Annotated in this window: 13 protein-coding genes; 9 read left to right on the forward strand and 4 right to left on the reverse strand. The window is 67.2% G+C overall.

Annotated features, from left to right (window positions below; genetic code table 11):
* Nucleotides 1-44: 44 nt before the first annotated feature.
* The 4 genes from AB0M22_RS40345 to AB0M22_RS40360 all read left to right on the forward strand — a co-directional run bounded on the left by AB0M22_RS40345 (nucleotide 45) and on the right by AB0M22_RS40360 (nucleotide 5744).
* Nucleotides 45-1754, forward strand: coding sequence for an MDR family MFS transporter (locus AB0M22_RS40345; RefSeq protein ID WP_364738189.1), 1710 nt, complete (start codon nucleotides 45-47; stop codon nucleotides 1752-1754).
* A 518-nt stretch (nucleotides 1755-2272) separates the two neighbouring features.
* Complete coding sequence (locus AB0M22_RS40350) at nucleotides 2273-3106, forward strand: acyl-CoA thioesterase domain-containing protein (RefSeq protein ID WP_364738191.1); 834 nt, start codon at nucleotides 2273-2275, stop codon at nucleotides 3104-3106.
* The gene (locus tag AB0M22_RS40355; RefSeq protein WP_364738193.1) at nucleotides 3106-4494 is read left to right on the forward strand and encodes a hypothetical protein; all 1389 of its coding nucleotides are present in this window, start codon (nucleotides 3106-3108) and stop codon (nucleotides 4492-4494) included. The genes AB0M22_RS40350 and AB0M22_RS40355 overlap by 1 nt, the downstream gene beginning before the upstream one ends.
* Complete coding sequence (locus tag AB0M22_RS40360) at nucleotides 4491-5744, forward strand: cytochrome P450 (RefSeq protein ID WP_364738194.1); 1254 nt, start codon at nucleotides 4491-4493, stop codon at nucleotides 5742-5744. Before AB0M22_RS40355 ends, AB0M22_RS40360 begins: the two co-directional genes overlap by 4 nt.
* 48 nt (nucleotides 5745-5792) lie before the next feature.
* Here the strand turns inward: AB0M22_RS40360 and AB0M22_RS40365 are convergent, their stop codons facing one another.
* The gene (locus AB0M22_RS40365; protein WP_364738196.1) at nucleotides 5793-7322 is read right to left on the reverse strand and encodes an aldehyde dehydrogenase family protein; all 1530 of its coding nucleotides are present in this window, start codon (nucleotides 7320-7322) and stop codon (nucleotides 5793-5795) included.
* Nucleotides 7323-7434: 112 nt separating this feature from the next.
* Here AB0M22_RS40365 and AB0M22_RS40370 point away from each other — a divergent pair, with 112 nt between their 5' ends.
* The 3 genes from AB0M22_RS40370 to AB0M22_RS40380 all read left to right on the forward strand — a co-directional run bounded on the left by AB0M22_RS40370 (nucleotide 7435) and on the right by AB0M22_RS40380 (nucleotide 10677).
* Nucleotides 7435-7887, forward strand: a complete 453-nt coding sequence (locus AB0M22_RS40370) for an Lrp/AsnC family transcriptional regulator (protein WP_150404358.1) — start codon at nucleotides 7435-7437, stop codon at nucleotides 7885-7887.
* 63 nt (nucleotides 7888-7950) lie between these two features.
* Nucleotides 7951-9285 (forward strand): L-lysine 6-transaminase, encoded by a 1335-nt coding sequence (gene lat, locus AB0M22_RS40375; protein ID WP_364738199.1) that lies wholly within the window; start codon nucleotides 7951-7953, stop codon nucleotides 9283-9285.
* 189 nt (nucleotides 9286-9474) lie between these two features.
* Nucleotides 9475-10677, forward strand: a complete 1203-nt coding sequence (locus AB0M22_RS40380) for a hypothetical protein (protein ID WP_364738201.1) — start codon at nucleotides 9475-9477, stop codon at nucleotides 10675-10677.
* Between the two features lie 97 nt (nucleotides 10678-10774).
* On the opposite strand, the gene AB0M22_RS40385 is transcribed toward AB0M22_RS40380, so the two are convergent.
* Entirely contained in the window at nucleotides 10775-11128 is a 354-nt protein-coding gene (locus AB0M22_RS40385; protein ID WP_364738203.1) for a hypothetical protein, read from the reverse strand.
* Nucleotides 11129-11215: 87 nt separating this feature from the next.
* Entirely contained in the window at nucleotides 11216-11653 is a 438-nt protein-coding gene (locus AB0M22_RS40390; RefSeq protein ID WP_364738205.1) for a DUF1707 domain-containing protein, read from the reverse strand.
* Between the two features lie 30 nt (nucleotides 11654-11683).
* Here AB0M22_RS40390 and AB0M22_RS40395 point away from each other — a divergent pair, with 30 nt between their 5' ends.
* Together AB0M22_RS40395 and AB0M22_RS40400 are read left to right on the forward strand one after the other, a co-directional pair.
* Nucleotides 11684-13078: a protein kinase gene (locus AB0M22_RS40395; protein ID WP_364738207.1), complete on the forward strand. Its 1395-nt coding sequence runs from the start codon at nucleotides 11684-11686 to the stop codon at nucleotides 13076-13078.
* Between the two features lie 206 nt (nucleotides 13079-13284).
* Nucleotides 13285-15456 (forward strand): protein kinase, encoded by a 2172-nt coding sequence (locus AB0M22_RS40400; RefSeq protein ID WP_364738209.1) that lies wholly within the window; start codon nucleotides 13285-13287, stop codon nucleotides 15454-15456.
* A 363-nt stretch (nucleotides 15457-15819) separates the two neighbouring features.
* Here the strand turns inward: AB0M22_RS40400 and AB0M22_RS40405 are convergent, their stop codons facing one another.
* Nucleotides 15820-16758: a patatin family protein gene (locus AB0M22_RS40405; protein WP_364738211.1), complete on the reverse strand. Its 939-nt coding sequence runs from the start codon at nucleotides 16756-16758 to the stop codon at nucleotides 15820-15822.
* Nucleotides 16759-16803 lie beyond the last annotated feature (45 nt).

Here is a 16803-nt window from a genome sequence, read left to right on the forward strand (position 1 = left end):
AGTTCAACAACTGATGTGCGATTTTCTTATTTCAGGAGTTGCTGATGGCGTTGACTCATCGCGGACATCGGACCGAGCGGGTCGACGCGCCCGCGGTGCAGGCGGGTGGTCCGGCGGGCTTCACTCATCGGCAGGTGCTGGTGATTCTGAGTGGCCTGGTCCTGGGCATGTTCATGGCGGCGCTGGATCAGACGATCACGGCGACCGCGGTGCGGACCATCGCCGACGATCTGTCCGGTTATTCGTTGCAGGCGTGGGTCACCACGGCGTATCTGATCACCGCGACCTTGACGACGCCGCTGTACGGCAAATTGTCGGATATGTACGGCCGCAGGCCATTTCTGCTCGCCGCCATCGTGATATTCGTCGGCGGATCGCTGCTGTGCACGGTGGCGCAGTCGATGTATCAGCTGGCGGTGTTCCGGGCGATTCAAGGCGTGGGTGCGGGTGGGCTGATGTCGCTGGCCTCGGCGATCCTCGGGGACATCGTGAGTCCGCGCGAGCGGGCGAAGTACCAGGGGCATTTTCTGGCGACCTGGGCGATGGCCAGTGTGATCGGACCGGTGCTGGGCGGCCTATTCGCCAGTCAGCACATGATTTTGGGGATCACCGGGTGGCGCTGGGTGTTCCTGATCAACGTGCCGGTCGGCTTGATCGCGTTGGTGGTGGTGTATCGGGTGGTGCGGATGCCGAGGCGCGACCCGGCGCGGGTGCCGGTCGACTGGCTCGGCACGGTCGCGTTCGCGGCCGGCATCACGCCGTTGCTGATCGTGGCCGAGCAGGGGCGCAGTTGGGGGTGGACCAGCGTCGGCGCGGTGCTCTGCTATTCGATCGGCGTGGTCGGGGTGCTCGCGTTCGTCGGGATCGAGGCGAGGATGGGTGACGCGGCGCTGATTCCGTTGCGGCTCTTCCGGAATCGGACGTTCGCGCTCGGTGTCGCGATCGCGATGGTGGTCGGGGCGTCGCTGTTCGGCGGGATCATTCTGGTGCCGCAGTATCTGCAAGTGGTGCGGGGCGCCAGCCCGATCGCGGCAGGGCTGCAACTGCTGCCTATGGTCGGCGGTCTGATGGTGGGGTCGATCGTGTCGAATCGGCTCATCGCGCGGAGCGGGCGGTATCGGGCGTTCCCGATCATCGGCACCGCGACGGTCGCGGTGGGCTTGTTCCTGTTCCACTATCTGACGCCGGACACGCCACTGTGGCGCACCATGATCTTCATGGCGATCACCGGGATCGGACTGGGAAATCTGTTGCAGCCCATAACTTTAGCGATCCAGAATGCCGCCGCGCCCGCGGATATGGGGGTGTCGAGTGCGGCCGCCACGTTCTTCCGTCAGGTCGGTGGCACGCTCGGCGTCGCGGCGCTGCTGTCGACGCTGTTCGGGTTGTTGCCGACCAAGGTGACCGGCGCGATCGAGTCGGCCTCGACGCACCCCGCGTATCAGCAGGCGGTCATCGCCGGGCTGCACAGCGGCAATCCGGCGGATGTCGCCTTCGCGCAGGGGCTGGTCCATCACGACACCGCCGCGGTCCAGAAGGTGCTCGACGACAGTTCGGTGATCCAGCAGCTGAACCCGACGCTGGCCGGGCCGTTGCAGACGGGCTTCGCCGAGGCCATGTCGACGGTGTATGTCGTGGCGTCGATACTCGCGCTGGTGGCATTGGTGATGGTGCTGTTCTGGAAGGAGATTCCGCTGCGGGAATCCGGCGGGATCGATGCCGATGCGCGCGCGGACGGAAGCGTTCCCGAATAGGGAGAATCATCGGAATAGGCAGGAATCGGACAGTTTGAAATCCGTGTTGCAAACTGTTAACTGCTTATTAATTGATGGCGATTCCTGCGGGCCTGGAGGACGGTTGAAGCCACCGGTAAAAGAATGGTAAATCGCCGCCGGAGTGACCGATTCGCGTAGTTCTCCGATTCGCGTGGCAACACTCTGGATCGGCCGACGGCTCTTATTCGTAGGGATCTGAACAGTCACATTCTCCCAGCTAGCGACGGTATGGGCGATTCGAGTAGTTCCAGGCTGAAGGATTTCCGTAAAGACGACAGGCCTAGTCTGTGAAATGAATTACAGCAGCTTGAAGTGTATTAGCTAGAGGTTCACTGTATCTGATACAAGATGTCGCATGATGAGATGAAAAAGTCATCGAATTGCGACAAAACCTACCCACCGGCGCGCGATGTGGTCCGACCCACCGCTCTGCCGCAGGGCTTGGTCAGCGCGACAGCGTGGTCGCCGATATCGGAACACGGCAAAGAAGGTTGACCATGGTTGAACTACTCGACGCAATGGCGGTGGAGCAAATCGACACGAACTTCTTTCGTGGCAAGCTCCAGCACCGAACCGCGTTGGTCCGGACGTTCGGCGGCGAGGTGGCCGCGCGGGCGCTGGCGGCGGGTTCGTCCGGGATGCACGCCGGATTCTCGGTCCATTCGATCCACGGGTACTTCGTCCGGCCGACGACGCCGGAGATCCCGATCGACTATCTGGTCGACACCGTCAAGCTCGGCCGATCGTTCGCGGTGCGCCGAATCCGGGCGTTGCAGCACGGCCGGGAGACCTTCCTGATGGTCGCCTCGTTCCATGTCGGCGGCCACGGCGTGCGGCACGCCGACCCGTGTCCGTCGGCTCCCGAACCGGAAGACCTCGTCCCGATCGGGATGGGCGACACGGGCAACGAATGGGACGGCTGGGATATCCGCCGCGTACCGGACGGCGCGATCTGCGCTGCCCGCCAACAGGTTTGGCTCCGATACACCGGTGAGCTGCCGGACTGCCCGGTTACGCACAGCTGCGCGCTGACCTACGCCAGCGACATGACGCTGCTGGGCGCGGCCGTCGCGGCGCACCCCGGCATCGCCATCCAGACCGCCGCACTGGACTATTCGATCTGGTTCATGCGCCCGTTCCGGGTGGACGACTGGTTGCTCTACGACGAGATATCGCCGTCCGCGGCCGGCGGCCGGGCCTTCACCCAGGGCCGGATCTTCAGCCGCAACGGCGATTTGGTGGCGATGGTCGCGCAGGAACGGATGCTGCGGCTGGCCGAGCCCGCCTTCCTGTCCGACGCCGCGGACCTGCTGGATCGGGAGGCCTCCTGATGACCCCCGTGTATGTCGGCCTCACCGACAAGGCTTTTCTACGACTGCACCACGGTTACGGCGCGCCGGTCATCAGCCAGACGGTGACCATCATGGCGAACCGGCTCACCGACGATCAGCTGAGCGAGATGTACGCCCAGCTGCGCTCCGGCCCGTTCATGCGGCGGGTGCGGCGACCGCGGGTACCGTTCGCCCGCTGGCGCTGGGTACTGGCGGACACCGCCTTGCCGTTGCGCCTGGAGCGCGCCGCGATTGACGACGCCGCCGCGCTGGCCTGGGCAAACGATCAGGCGCAGTACCCGCTGGATCCGGAAAACGGCTACGGGTGGCGGCTTTCGGCGGTACCCACCCGATCCGGCGGCATGGTCTGTTCCTGTGTCGCTTCGCATGCCATCGCCGATGGCCACGCTGGACTGATGGCGGCCATCGGACTGGTCCAACCCGAACTCGCCACGACGGAAGGTCTCGACGATGTCGTCCGGCTCCGCGACGAGCTGAAGGACGGCCTGAATCGCGGCATCGCCGTTGCGCGAGAAGTGGTTTCGGAGGCGCGCCGGGCCTATCGAGATCCGTCGCACCGCAAGGCGATACGCCAGGCGTTGGCCAAAGGCGAAGGAGCACAAGAGCCGCCACCGCTCGGCTGGCGCGAGGGCTCGGTGATCGCCACCTTCGACGCGGCGCACTGGAAGGAGCTCGCGGCCCAACGCGGCGGTTCCCCCAACACGTTGTACCTCGCCCTGGTCGCCGATCTGCTCCGGCACTGCGGATCGGTCGGCGACACCACGCCATTGGTGTTGATGACCGCCGTCCGAATCCTCCGGGAGCAAGACCAGATCGATTCGAATTCCTTTGCCCGCGTGCCGATCATGGTGCAACGGGAGTGGCTCGATCGTTTCGACCTCGGCCCGCTGCGCGCGGCCAGCAAGGCCGGGTTCAGCACGGTGCACGGCGTGGGCGCCGGCGGTATCTCCCGCCCGCGGAACATGCCGCCCGAGCTGATCGACGTGCTCCCCGAGGGCGTGGTCGAACGCCTCGTCGACACCCCGCCGATCACCGTCGGAATGTGTTCCAACATGGGCGTTCTCGACCCGTTCGTGCCGACGGTGATGCGCCACGGCGCGGAGCCGTCGACGTTCGTGATGCGCGGTGTGTTCCAGGGCATCGACACCGAACAGGCGGGCCGGCAGCCGATCGCGCTGGCGACCTGGCTCTCGGAGTTCGACGGGAAGATCCAGTGGGTCCTGGAGAGCCTCAAACCCGAAATGGCGCACACCGACGAAGAACTGGGCTTCCTGGCGCGATTGATCGCCGAGGCCTGGGGATTGACCCCGCTGCAAGTCAGCACCGGCGGCGGCAGTACGAGCAAGACAGCCAGGGAGTTCTCATGACCAAGCCACTGATCAAACTGGGCACCGACTTCGTCTACGACCCGCACCCGGTGTACGACGAACTGCGCAAGCAGGGTCCGATCCATCACGTTCTGCTGCCCAACGGGCTGACCTCCTGGCTGGTAGTCGACTATCAGCTGGCCCGTGAGGTGCTCGCCGACGGCCGGATCAAGAAGGGCGCGGCCGCGCTGGCGCCGATCACCACCCGGCTGCGGCCCGGCGATTCGTACACGACGGTGAGCACGGACCTGTGGGAGCACATGCTCAGCTCCGACCCGCCGGACCACACCCGCCTGCGCAGGCTGGTGACCAAGGCGTTCACCGCGCGCACCGTGGAGCGGCTGCATCCACGCATCGACGCGCTCGCCGATCAGCTGCTCGACGAGATGGCGGGCACATCGGAGGTCGACCTGATCGCCGACTACGCGCTGCCGATCCCGATGACGGTCATCTGCGAGCTCTTCGGCGTGCCGGAGGCCGATCGCGCGCGGTTCCGCGAGCTGTCCACCACCATGACGGCCTCGTCCGCGGAGAACGCCGAAGATCAAGTGGCGGCGGCAGATTCGCCGTTCTACGCGACGGCGGCCGAGCGCGGCGCGGCGAGCATCGAGCTGGCCACGTATCTGATCGGACTGGTCGCCGAGCGCGCGAAGGACCTCGGCGAGGACCTGCTGTCCCAGCTGATCATGGCCAATCACGAAGGGGACAAGCTCAGCGACCGCGAACTGATCGCGATGCTGTTCCTGATCCTGGTGGCCGGTCACGAGACGACGGTCAACCTGATCGGCAACGGGCTCTACGCGATGCTGCGCGATCGGGTGCTGTACGAGGAGCTGATCCGGACTCCGGAACAGATCCCGGCGGCGATCGAGGAGTTCCTGCGGCACGAGGGGCCGGTCCACCTGGCCACGCTGCGCTACACCTCGGAGCCGATCACCTTGGCGGGCATCGATATTCCGGCCGAGGAGCTGGTGTCGGTGTCGCTGGCCGCGGCCGATCACGATCCGAGTCAGTTCGTGAACCCGCACGCCATCGAGATCGGCAAGGCCGGCCAGAGTAAGGGCGGGCACCTGGCCTTCGGGCACGGCATCCACTACTGCGTCGGCGCTCCGCTGGCCAGGCTGGAGGCCAAGGTCGCGTTCGAGAAGATCCTGGCCCGCTACCCGAACATGAAGATGGCCGACGAGGTGCAGTGGCGGCCCAGTACCTTCCTGCGTGGCCTGCAAACCCTGCCGACCGTGATCGATTGACCGACCGAGGGCCCAGATCGGTCGCGATCTGGGCCCTCGAGTCTTCGATCAGCCGAACTTGATGCCCTGTGCCAGTGGCAGTTCGGCGGAGTAGTTGATCGTGTTGGTGGCCCGGCGCATGTACGCCTTCCACGAATCCGAACCGGATTCGCGGCCGCCGCCGGTCTGCTTCTCGCCGCCGAACGCGCCGCCGATCTCGGCGCCGGAGGTGCCGATGTTGACGTTGGCGATGCCGCAGTCGGAGCCGTCGGCGGCCAGGAAGCGCTCCGCCTCGCGCTGATCGGAGGTGAAGACCGCGGACGAGAGTCCCTGCGGCACTTCGTTGTGCAGGGCGATCGCGGTGTCGAAGTCGTGATAGGTCAGCACGTACAGGATCGGTGCGAAGGTCTCCTCGCGCACCACCGCGGTCTGGGCGGGCATCCGCACGATCGCGGGCCGCACGTAGTACGCGTCGTCGCCGAAACCGTCGACTCGCTCACCGCCGCAGATCAATTCGCCGCCGTCGGCGAGCGCCTTGTCCAGCGCGGCACGCATGCCCTGGTAGGCCCGGCCGTCGATCAGCGGGCCGACCAGCACCCCGTCCTCGAGCGGATTGCCGACGCGCAGTTGCTGATACGCGCTCTCGATCCGTTCGACCAGCGGCCCGACCACGTCGGCGTGCACGATCAGCCGGCGCAGCGAGGTACACCGCTGCCCGGCGGTACCCGCCGCGGCGAACACGATGCCGCGCGCCGCGAGCTCCAAATCCGCTGAGGGCGTGACGATCGCGCCGTTGTTGCCGCCCAGCTCGAGCAGGCAGCGGCCGAACCGCTCGGCCACCCGCGGCGCCACGATCTTGCCCATCCGCACCGAGCCGGTCGCGCTCACCAGCGCCACCCGCTCGTCGTCCACCAGCTGGGACCCGATCTCCGCGCCACCCTGAATCAGTTGGTGCACTTCGGGATCCGCGCCGACATCGGTCGCCGCGCGGCGCAGCAGGGAGTGACACGCCAGCGCGGTCAGCGGCGTCGTCTCCGACGGCTTCCACACGACAGTGTCGCCGCAGACCAGCGCGATCGCGGTGTTCCATGCCCACACGGCCACGGGGAAGTTGAACGCCGAGATGACCCCGACGACGCCCAGCGGGTGCCAGGTCTCCATCAACCGGTGCCCCGGTCGCTCCGAGGGCATCGTCTGGCCGTAAAGCTGGCGCGACAGGCCGATCGCGAATTCACAGACGTCGATCATTTCCTGCACTTCGCCCGCCGCCTCGGGGCCGATCTTGCCGGCCTCCAGCGTGACCAGCTCGGCGAGCTCACTCTTGTGCGTGGTGAGCAATTCGGCCAGCCGGCGCACCACCGCGGCGCGGATCGGCGCGGGCACCGTGCGCCAGGCGCCGAATGCCGTGGCCGCGCGCTCGATTGCGGCATCGACCTCGGCCGATGTGCTGGACTTCAGGGTCGTCAACCGGGTGCCGGTGATGGGGCTACGGGCGGGCAGATCGCCCGATTCCGGGGGTTCCACGCCGAGCCCGCGCAGCACGGCCGTCGCGCGCTCCGCCAGTTCCTGGGTGGTCTGGTCGCCGAGTACATCCGTCATCTGTTGCTCCGCCGTACCTTTCGGCCGCAATGCGGCATATCTGTCCCATGTCTTGGGAGGATCGGGGTGAGGTTTCTGCCACGAGGGGGTCCGCCTGGGTTAGTCTCCGCTGATGGCGGATACACCTGCACGACCTGCACTCGACGACATTGATCGCCTGCTGATTCGGGAATTGATGGCCGATGGGCGCGCCACCTTGTCGAACCTGGCCGAGAAGGCGAGCCTGTCGGTGTCGGCTGTGCAATCGCGGGTGCGCAGGCTGGAAGCGCGCGGGGTGATCCGCGGGTACACGGCGCATGTCGACCCGGAGGCACTCGGCCAGCTGTTGTCGGCATTCGTCGCGATCACTCCTCTCGACCCATCGCAGCCGGATGACGCCCCCGCAGTGTTGCAGCACATCCCCGGGATCGAGGCGTGCCACTCGGTGGCGGGCGACGAGAGCTACATGCTGCTGGTCCGCGTGGCCTCGCCGCGGCACCTCGAGCAACTGTTGCAGGAGATCAGAGCGACCGCCAACGTCAGGACCCGAAGCACCATCATCCTGCAGACATTCTATGACAGGTAGCCGTTACGTGTAATTAATCCGCTTTCCTGTACAGAAACCGTAAATTTTCGTATCCTAGATGGCGTGACCATCGAACTGGAACGCACCCGCCCGGCGGTCACCCCCGCCGCCCGGGTGCACGAGATTCTGTCGGCCAGCATCCTCGCTGATGGCTTCGATTTAGTGCTGGACTTACAGGAGTCCCGCGGCTGCACACTCGTCGACGAACGTGACGGCAGCTCCTACCTCGACATGTTCGGCTTCTTCGCGTCCAACGCGCTGGGGATGAATCACCCCGCGCTGGCCGAGGACGCCGACTTCCGCGAAGAGCTGGTGACCGCCGCCCTCAACAAGCCGAGCAACTCCGACATCTACACCGTGGAAATGGCGCGGTTCGTCGAGACGTTCGTCCGAGTGCTCGGCGATCCCCGGCTGCCGCACCTGTTCTTCATCGACGGCGGCGGGCTCGCCGTGGAGAACGCGCTGAAGATCGCGTTCGACTGGAAGAGCAGGCACAACGAAAGCAACGGCCGCGCACCGGAACTCGGCACCAAGGTGCTGCACCTGACCGGCGCGTTCCACGGCCGCACCGGCTACACCATGTCGCTGACCAACACCGACCCGGTGAAGACCGCCCGATTCCCCAAGTTCGACTGGCCGCGCATCGACGCGCCCTACCTGAGCGACGACTTCGACATCGATGAGGCCGAGGCCCGCGCGCTGGATCAGGCGCGGCGCGCGTTCGCCGAAAACCCGCACGACATAGCGTGTTTCATCGCCGAGCCGATCCAGGGCGAGGGCGGCGACCGGCACATGCGGCCGCAGTTCCTGCAGGCCATGCAGCAGCTCTGCCACGAGAACGACGCGCTGTTCGTGCTCGACGAGGTGCAGACCGGCGTCGGCATGACCGGCACCACCTGGGCCTACCAGCAGCTCGGCGTGCAGCCGGACATCATCGCGTTCGGCAAGAAGACCCAGGTCTGCGGCGTGATGGCGGGCGGGCGCGTGGACGAGGTGCCGGACAACGTGTTCGTGGTGAACTCCCGGATCAACTCGACCTGGGGCGGCAATCTGACCGACATGGTGCGGGTGCGGCGCATTCTCGAGGTGCTCGAGCAGGATTCGCTGATCGAGCGGTCGCGGGCGCTCGGCGCGCACCTGCTCGAGCGGCTGCAGACCCTGGCGGCGCAGCATCCGAGCATCACCGAACCGCGTGGACGCGGGCTGATGTGCGCGGTCACCGTGTCGTCGGTGCAGCTGCGGGACGAGGTGCTGACCGCGTTGCGCGAGCGGGAGCATGTGCTGATCCTCGGCACCGGCGAGCGGAGCATTCGCTTCCGGCCGCCGCTGACCGTCGGCGTTGCCGAGCTGGACGCGGCGGTGGACGCGCTGGATCGGGTGCTGGCCGGCTTCGAGTAGGCCGATACGCGTTCTGCGTGATTTCGCGCGGTCTGTCCTACGGGCAGGCCGCGCGTTTTTGCCGGTTCAACCGGATATTTACGGCAATCCGCCCGCCTCGGCGCGGACTGCCCGGAAATGTTGGTGTCCGCCCTTAGGCTTCGCACCCATGTCATCTCGTCTTCACCACCCCCTGGCACGGTGCGGCGCGTGAACCGACTGCGCACGTACTCGAACTGCGCGCCCCATACCCTCGTCGTATCGATCGCGGTGTTGACCGCCGTAACCGGTTGCGCCGCCAGCGAAGCGGGGACGGTTGCCGCTCCCGCATCCACGGTCGCGGCGGCCGCCCCTGCGCCGAACCTGACCGATCTGCTACCCGGGATGCCGCCGCCGCTGTCGCCGACCGATGTCTACGCCGCCAACCGGGAACTGAGTCCGGCTGTGGCGGAACATCGTTCGCTGGTCTACGTGCCGAACAGCCAGTCGCACTCGGTGACGGTGATCGATCCGGCCACCTTCGAGGTGATCGACAACTTCCCGGCCGGCGGTGCGGAACCGCAGCACGTGGTGCCGTCCTATGACCTGCAGACGCTGTATGTCACCAACGATCTGCCGATCGGCTCGGGCAGTCTGCTGCCGATCGATCCGCGCACCGGCACAGCGGGCGAACCGATTCCGGTGCGCGATCCCTACAACATGTATTTCACGCCAGACGGTCAGTTCGCGGTGGTCATGGCCGAGGCGGACAAGTCGCTGGACTTCTACGATCCGCGCAGCTGGGAGAAGCTGCACTCGATGGCGGTGCCGGATTGTGCGGGTGTCGATCACATGGACTTCACCGCCGATGGCCGGTTCGCGCTGGTCAGTTGCGAATTCATCGGCCGGATGCTGGTTTTCGACGTTGCCGAGCGCTCGGTGGTCAAGATGATCGACCTGCCGGACGGGCGTTCCGGCATGCCGCAGGACGTGAAGCTGTCGCCGGACGGGCGCACGTTCTTCATCGCGGACATGGTCGCCGACGGCGTCTACACCGTCGACGCGAGCACCTTCGAGAACAGTGGGTTCGTGCCGACCGGCAAAGGGGCGCATGGACTTTACGTGACCCGCGACTCCAGTCAGATGCTCATCACCAATCGGCACGAGGGGAGCATCTCGGTCTGGGACTTCGCCGCAAACCAGCTGGTACACAAGTGGTTCCTGCCCGGCGGCGGCAGTCCGGACATGGGCAATATCTCCGCCGACGGACGTGTGTTCTGGGTTTCCGGGCGGCATCACGGCGAGGTCTACGCCGTAGATATCGTCAACTGGAATCTGTTGGCGCGCATCCCCGTAGGTAAGGGGGCGCACGGCTTGACCGTCTGGCCGCAGCCCGGTCGCTACTCCACCGGGCACACCGGCGTCATGCGGTAGGCATTGCCGCAGCGCGCATTTCCGCGCGCTGCGCACCCAGATTGCCGGCGATAGACGCCTGTAGCTGGCGAAGACGTGCGCGGCATCATGCAGTCGATCAGCTGCGCGGGGTGTCGATGGGGCGCAGGTCGAGAGCACCTTCGACGAAGCGGTGGACGGTGGTGAGTCCCGCTTCCAGGGCCGGCTCGTAGCCCGCACGCGCCCAGCCGGTGAGTTCGGCGGTGCCGTCGCCGGTGGGGCGCGCGCCTACCTCGGCGACCATTTCCGCCGTTGTCGGCTCGCAGACCGCCCAGGAGAAGTGCGATTCGTCGGCCCATCCGGCCGTGCGCAACGCAACATAGCCCGGGTCGGTGATGCCACCCTCGGCGAGCGCGGGACGGTCGTCGATGCGGTCGTCGGCGCGCAGTGCGCGCAGATACCAAGTACCCGCGTTGATCTCGATCGGTTCCATCAGCGCCCGTGCCCATCGCGGTACATCGGTGACGTCGGCAGCAGGTCCATGCCCCGAGGTTAGCGGCTGCTGTCCGGCACGCGGCGATCAGTCGATGGCGTCCTGGCCGCGGTTCCTGCGGTTGCCGCGGTCTCGTCGGCGATCGCGGTCCCGGTCGTCATGGTTGTGCCTGCTGCCGAACAGCAGGGCGCCCATCAGCGGGATGGCCAGGAACCACAGCCAGCTGCCGGTGACGAAGAACAGGATGACCGCGAGGATCGGGATCACCGCCATCACCCGCTCCGGCCACTCGGAGAGGAATCCGGACTCCGGTTTGGCCGGTACCGCCGCGGCCTTGACGAGCGGATCCGGCAGATCGGCGAATACCGGCGTGATGTCGCCGCGCGTGACCGCGGCCGCGACAACCGCACTGCGCTCATCGAATTCCGCGACGCTGAGCCGCCCGGCTGCGAAATGATCGGACAGTCGCTGCATGGCTGCTTCACGCTCTGCGGTGCCGATACGAATTTCGGGTAGGTCCTCCATGAGGAAAAGGCTAGCGGGAGGTTCAACGCCATGGGTGCGACGTGGTTCGGCCACTTTCGCCTCGATCGATCACTCGGCAGCGGTAGCACCGGGCAGGTGTGGCTCGCGTACAACAGCATCGCCGACCGGGTGGTCGCATTGAAGGTTCTGTCCGCCACGGTGGCGGCCGACTCCACGTACCGTCAGCGGTTCACCAGGGAGGCGCGATTGGCGGCCCAGGTGCGCGGTCCGCACCTCGCGGCGATCCACACCTTCGGCGAGCTCGACGGCAGGCTCTATCTCGAACTGGAGCACATCGAGGGTTCCGACCTCGCTACGGTGCTCCGGTTGGAGGGGCCGATGCCGCCGGCGCGGGCGGTCCGCGTCGTGATGCAGGTCGCGCAGGCGCTCGATGCCGCGCACCGGATCGGGCTGGTGCATCGTGACGTCAAACCGTCGAACATCATGCTCGGCACCGACCACCTCGTGCGCCTGATCGACTTCGGTACGGCGTATCGGATCGATCAGCCCGCCATCACGACGAGCAGCAATGTGGTCGGCACCCTGGCCTACATGGCGCCGGAACGCTTCTCCGGTTCGGGCGACGCCCGCTCGGACCAATACTCGCTGGCCTGTGTTCTTTACGAATGTCTCACCGCGCGAAGGCCGTTCGGCGATGCCGACGCGGCGCAGTCACTGCTCGCACATCTGATGACGGACCCACCGCTGGCCGCCGAGCTGAACCCCGCGGTGCCCGCCGCTTTGGACGCCGTCATCGCCCGGGGCATGGCCAAGGTGCCGGAGCAACGCTGTCTCAGCGCAGGTGAATTCGCGTCGGCCGCCTACGCCGCGGTCACCGGGCTCGACGTGCCGACCGTAGAGACGGCCGCTGTGGTGCTGCCCACGCGGCCCGGATCGACTCTGCCGTTTCGGGTGGCCGAATCGGGGCCGCCGATCCGGACCGGTGATCCAGGTCCGCGTCCCGCGCCGCACTCGGCGCAGGCGAGGCGGAGGGTCGCGGCCGGCGTCCTGGTTGCCCTGCTGGGCGCGATGGGCGTCGCGCTGTGGCTGGATTTGCCCGGCGATGAGGGGAAGGGCTCGGCCGCAGCGATATCCATGCCGACAACGTCGGCCGAGTCGGCTCCGTCCGCGCAGCCGCCGCCTCGAGCCCAGACCTCGGATGCTGTCGCACCGGCACCGGAGACTGCGCCGGTAAGGGCTGTTCCAGTCGCTTGGCAACCGTGCGATCCCAGCGTGGATGGGCAGGGTTTCGCCGGGGACGGCACGGTGTTGCAGTGCGTCGGCACCGGCGGCCGGATCGCGAACTGGATGCCGGCTATGCCGATCGCCGAGAAGCCGAAGCCGAATACGCCGAAGCCGGGCCGCGATGACACCGGTGGCGGCAACAACGGCAATGGGCATGGCAAGCACGGCAACGACAAGTAGCGCACCTCGGCGAACGGCCGTGTGCCTCGCGTGACGAGGGTGTTGTTGACGACACACTGGCCGCCGACGCGGGGCGGGGTTAGGCTCCGAAGGAGGTTGGGTTCTTTGGTGTTCGCGGCGTGAGCTGGTGTTTTCCGGTGGCGCCGTGGTTGATCGGAGACCGGCGGGCCGGGCCTGGACAAGTCGACGACGACTGGAGGTTCGCGATGGGGGAGGTGCGATTCGGGGGATACCGGCTGGAGCGGTTACTCGGCCGGGGTGGCATGGGGCAGGTCTGGCTGGCGTATGACGACGCGGGCACGCGGTGGGTGGCGTTGAAGCTGCTGCCGAGTGAGCTGGCGGCGGATGCGGGGTATCGCAAGCGATTCGAGCGCGAGGCCGAGGTGGTGGCCAAGCTGCGCGATCCACATATTCCGCGGATCCATCGGTTCGGGGAGATCGATGGCCGGTTGTTCATCGATATGGAGTTCGTCGAGGGGCACGACCTGGCGAGCACGGTGGCCGCAGGGAAGTTGGCGCCTGCCGCGGCGGTCGGGATCGTCGGGCAGGTGGCGGTCGCGCTGGATGTGGCGCATCGGGCCGGGCTGGTGCATCGAGATGTCAAGCCGTCCAACATCGTTGTGCATTCCAGTGGGTTCGCGTATCTGATCGACTTCGGCATCGCGCACGGGATCGGCCAAACCGCGGTCACGACAACCGGATTGGCGATCGGGACGCTGGCCTACATGGCGCCGGAGCGGTTCACCGGTAAGGCGGACGCTCGGGCCGATGTCTACTCGCTGGGCTGTGTTCTCTACGAATGTCTCACCGCCGCTAGGCCTTACGGTGATACCGATCCTGCGCAGCAGATGCATGCGCACCTGATGACCGATCCGCCTCGTGCCGCATCACGCAACGCCGCGGTTCCGGCCGCGCTGGATGCTGTCATTGCGCGGGCCATGGCCAAGCAGCCTGGCGACCGCTATTCCACCGCAGGAGATTTCGCCGCCGCCGCGCATGCGGCGATCGGCACTCGGCCACCGGTTTCGTCGGCACGGCCGCCGAAATCGCCCGCGCTGACCAAGGTTCTACCGGAGTCCGGACCCACGCCCACTCGCGTCGAGACCCGCCGGGCGGAGCATGTGCAGCCGGTCGGGCTCGGGCAGAGCTTGCCGCGATCCGGCCCCGCTGCCACCCGCGTGGAGGCCGGGCGAGGGCGCCTCGCGCGGCCGGTCGGGTCTGCGTGGGGTGTTCCACAATCCGGCCCGATGCCGACTCTGGGCAGGCAGTCGGCTGCGGTGTACCCCGGGGCGAAATCGCCTGCGCCGACGAAGGTTATGCCTGAGCCAGGGCCGACGCCGACTCGGGTGGAGACTCGGCTCGCGCCGGTGAATTATCCTCTGCCGCAGCAGTATCCGGCGGGGTCAGGTCGCGCTGTCGAGCGGTACCAGGCGGGCGGGGGAGTGCGCGGGGGCGTGGTTCCACAGCGTGGTGCCGTGGTGCCGGATGGTCGTCCGGCCGGATACTTTGCGCCGTCGTCTGGTCCGCAGGTGGGTTCGGTTGCGCAGCAAGTCGGTGCCGCTGCGCGGGGGTTGCGCGCGCTGGTGCGTTCGCGTTCGGCTCCGTCGAAGCCGGGGTCTGTTGGTCCGGCGGCGGACCCTCGGGTGGTGCAGTCGAGCCCGGGTGTGCCGCAGCAGCGTTATCCGGTCGGGTATGGGCGGAAGGTTTTCCCCGCCCCGGCGAAACCGCCCAAGTATCAGCGGTATTCGGATACTCGGCGGCCGATCGTGCCGGTGCGGCGCCGGCGGCGCAAGCGCGGCGGGGTGGTGTCCAAGGTGATCGGGGCGCTGGTGGTGATGTTCCTGACGCCGTTCATGTTGGCGGCGGGGTGCGTGGCGTTGTTGGCGGGCACTCGGGCCGGCGACTCGGGCGGGACCGGTGCGCCGCCGCCGACGGCGATGGCGGAGGAGAATCCGGCGCCGCCGCCGGATCGGCCTGAGGCGCCGGGACTTCCGGTGGCGGGAACGCCGGTGCGGGACGGGAAGTTCGAGTTCGTCGTCAGCGATGTCGACACCGGTGTGCACCGCGTGGGCCTTCAGTCGGCGACGGGTTCGTTCGTGATCGTCACCCTCGAGGTCCGCAACATCTCCGCCGAGTCGAAGTGGTTCCTCCCGGTCGGCCAGCGACTGTTCGACGCACAGGGCACCCCCTTCGAGCACAATGCCACCGCCACCATATGGCAGTCCGCCCAGCACAGCTTCAACTACTCGTTCGAACTCCCCCCAGGCGAATCCGCCACAACCCAACTGGTTTTCGACGTCCCCGCCGACACCACCCCAACCCACTTGGAGCTACACGACTTCGTCCTCTCCAACGGCGTCTCGGTCCGCCTGGACTAGCTCCCCGGCCTGGTCTGATAAGCCACATCCTTCGTCGGGCGTGCGGCTCACATGAAGAGTGCGGCTCCAACCCTTCACGCGGACAGCAAGTTCTGTTCCAACCATCCCGCGCACAGCAAGATCCGCACTCTGTCTAGGCCCGAGCCTGGCCAGCCACATCCGCACAGCGCGGTGTGCCAAAGGGCGTACAGCTCCAATCCGCCACACGGATAGCAGGGTCGGCTCCAAAAAGTCACGCGGACAGCAAGATCCGCACTCCGACTCGGGATCCGCACTGGCTCTAGGGCCCTATTCTCGGTGCGGATCCCGAGTCAGGGTGCGGCTGGTCAGGGAGGCCCGGCTTTCGCGGGAGACCTGGGTTGGTCAGGCGACGCGGGCGGTGTCGGACAGCGCCGACATGACCGCGCGGCGGCCGATGTCCAATGCCGCGGCGAGCAGCGTGGTGTCGCGGGCGGCGCTGTCGATGTCGGGGGAGCCGAGGGGCGGGTGGATCTGCAAGACGGCGTCGCCGAGTTCGGCGAGGGCGCTGTCCTCGATCGCCTGCTGATGCGGGCGCTGGACCCACGCGCGGTAGGCGCCGGGCGCGATCGCGCGTAGATAGCTGCCGCCGACTACGCGGTGCAGCAGCGAGGCGGGCGGGCGTTGTTCGTCGATGCGCCGGGTGCGTAGGACGAGCGCGTGGGTGGCACCGCTGCGGACGGCGGTGCGGATCGGGACGGTCTCGGTGAGCCCGCCGTCGAAGTACTGCGCGTCGCCGAGCGCGACCGGCGGGCCGGCCAGGATGGGCAGCCCCGCGGAGGCGCGTAGCGCACGCATGAGGGTGCGTTTGTCGACGATGTGCGGGTGCAGGTCGACCGCGCGGCCGGTGCGGATGTCGGTGGCGATGGGGTGAAAGGTGGTGGAGTTGGCCAGGATCGCCGGGAAGTTCATCCCCTCGACGCCGTCGTAGACCTGATGCACCAGGTAACGCAGGTCGAACGCGGGCCGCCCGCGCAGCAGCCTGGCCGGATCGATGGCCCGGCGCATGATCTCCGGATCGGTCCAGGAGCGCATGCCCGAGCGCGCGCGGCCGCCGAGCAGCCAGGCTCCGTTGATCGCGCCCGCAGAGGTGCCGTAGACCGCGTCGAAGACCGCGCCCAAGCCGAGTTCCTCGATGGCCGACACCATGCCGCTGGAGTAGACGCCGCGACTGCCGCCGCCCTCGACGACGAGCACCAGCCGATTCCCGTCGGCGCGGTTGCCCGCCACGCGACGGGCGCGGATCATCTCCGCGACGACGGAGACGATCTGCGTACTGGTCACCGGACCACGATACGACAGAGCGGGCGCGGACGTCATTGTCCTGCG

This window comes from Nocardia sp. NPDC051756, from assembly GCF_040681495.1.
Taxonomy (GTDB): Bacteria; Actinomycetota; Actinomycetes; order Mycobacteriales; family Mycobacteriaceae; genus Nocardia.

Coding starts and splice junctions, on each gene's coding strand:
- AB0M22_RS40355 (WP_364738193.1), top strand. CDS start 3,106: ATGACCCCCGTGTATGTCGGCCTCACCGACAAGGCTTTTCTACGACTG.
- AB0M22_RS40365 (WP_364738196.1), bottom strand. CDS start 7,322: ATGACGGATGTACTCGGCGACCAGACCACCCAGGAACTGGCGGAGCGC.
- AB0M22_RS40360 (WP_364738194.1), top strand. CDS start 4,491: ATGACCAAGCCACTGATCAAACTGGGCACCGACTTCGTCTACGACCCG.
- AB0M22_RS40400 (WP_364738209.1), top strand. CDS start 13,285: ATGGGGGAGGTGCGATTCGGGGGATACCGGCTGGAGCGGTTACTCGGC.
- AB0M22_RS40390 (WP_364738205.1), bottom strand. CDS start 11,653: ATGGAGGACCTACCCGAAATTCGTATCGGCACCGCAGAGCGTGAAGCA.
- AB0M22_RS40350 (WP_364738191.1), top strand. CDS start 2,273: ATGGTTGAACTACTCGACGCAATGGCGGTGGAGCAAATCGACACGAAC.
- AB0M22_RS40370 (WP_150404358.1), top strand. CDS start 7,435: ATGGCGGATACACCTGCACGACCTGCACTCGACGACATTGATCGCCTG.
- AB0M22_RS40345 (WP_364738189.1), top strand. CDS start 45: ATGGCGTTGACTCATCGCGGACATCGGACCGAGCGGGTCGACGCGCCC.
- AB0M22_RS40385 (WP_364738203.1), bottom strand. CDS start 11,128: ATGGAACCGATCGAGATCAACGCGGGTACTTGGTATCTGCGCGCACTG.
- AB0M22_RS40395 (WP_364738207.1), top strand. CDS start 11,684: ATGGGTGCGACGTGGTTCGGCCACTTTCGCCTCGATCGATCACTCGGC.